Annotated in this window: 1 protein-coding gene, 1 tRNA gene and 1 rRNA gene; all 3 read right to left on the bottom strand. The window is 39.9% G+C overall.

Annotated elements, in window-relative coordinates:
- Positions 1-283, bottom strand: a 283-nt coding sequence (locus tag H8706_RS12165) for a hypothetical protein (RefSeq protein WP_262432848.1), incomplete at its 3' end; no start/stop codon positions are given.
- Between the two features lie 310 nt (positions 284-593).
- Positions 594-669, bottom strand: a tRNA-Asn gene (locus H8706_RS12160).
- Positions 670-676: 7 nt separating this feature from the next.
- A 5S ribosomal RNA gene (gene rrf / locus H8706_RS12155) occupies positions 677-789 on the bottom strand; the annotation flags it as partial.

Genomic DNA, 789 nt, shown 5'->3' with positions numbered 1-789 from the left:
ACGGTGCATTAAGGTCAACCGCCGTTAATTCCGGACTGTTATCCATCACTTTAAGAAACTCTTTTGTGTTGCGTACATCATTCTCTATTTTGCCATGAAGCTTGTTAACGATATTTGAGAATTGCTTGTCCGCCGAATAAAGCATATCACCTTTGCTGTCAACTCTGAAAATAACTTTATCGCCCTCTGAAATTTCAATGCTGTCATCTGCAAGTTTCACCTCCTGTTCTAATTGATTTTCAAGCTTAGTGTACATCTGCTGTAAAAATTTTTTCTCATTCATTTTTTTCATCCTTTCATTTTTGGAAATACAAAAAAAGACGATAATCTCTATTTAGAAACTATCGTCTTAATTTATCCATATTAAGTTGTGTTACGGTTCAAAACCATTATGTTATACTGTGCATCTATTTTGTACATTAGCATTTTTTGAATTGATTTTATATTTGATTTTTACGGTGTCCCCGGTTCAAGTCCGGTCAAACCGGTGGGTGCATCTACTGTTTTTTAGTCAAATCGAATTTTTCAAAAATGCTCAAAAACCGCATAAGAATGCGGTCAAAACAGATTGCATCTATTTTGACCGCTTTTTCTGGCTCCCCGTGTTGGACTCGAACCAACGACCCTGCGGTTAACAGCCGCATGCTCTACCGGCTGAGCTAACGAGGAATGTTTGTCTTAGCAGCTTCCTATGTTCCCGGGCCGTCGCCAGCCAAGTATTTTCGGCACTACAAAGCTTAACTGCCGTGTTCGGTATGGGTACGGGTGTTTCCTTTGCGTCATCGCCGC

This window comes from Qingrenia yutianensis, from assembly GCF_014385105.1.
GTDB classification, from domain to species: Bacteria; Bacillota; Clostridia; order UMGS1810; family UMGS1810; genus Qingrenia; species Qingrenia yutianensis.
The sequence above is the reverse complement of the archived record's forward strand: the minus strand, read 5'-3'. Positions and strand labels throughout refer to the sequence as shown.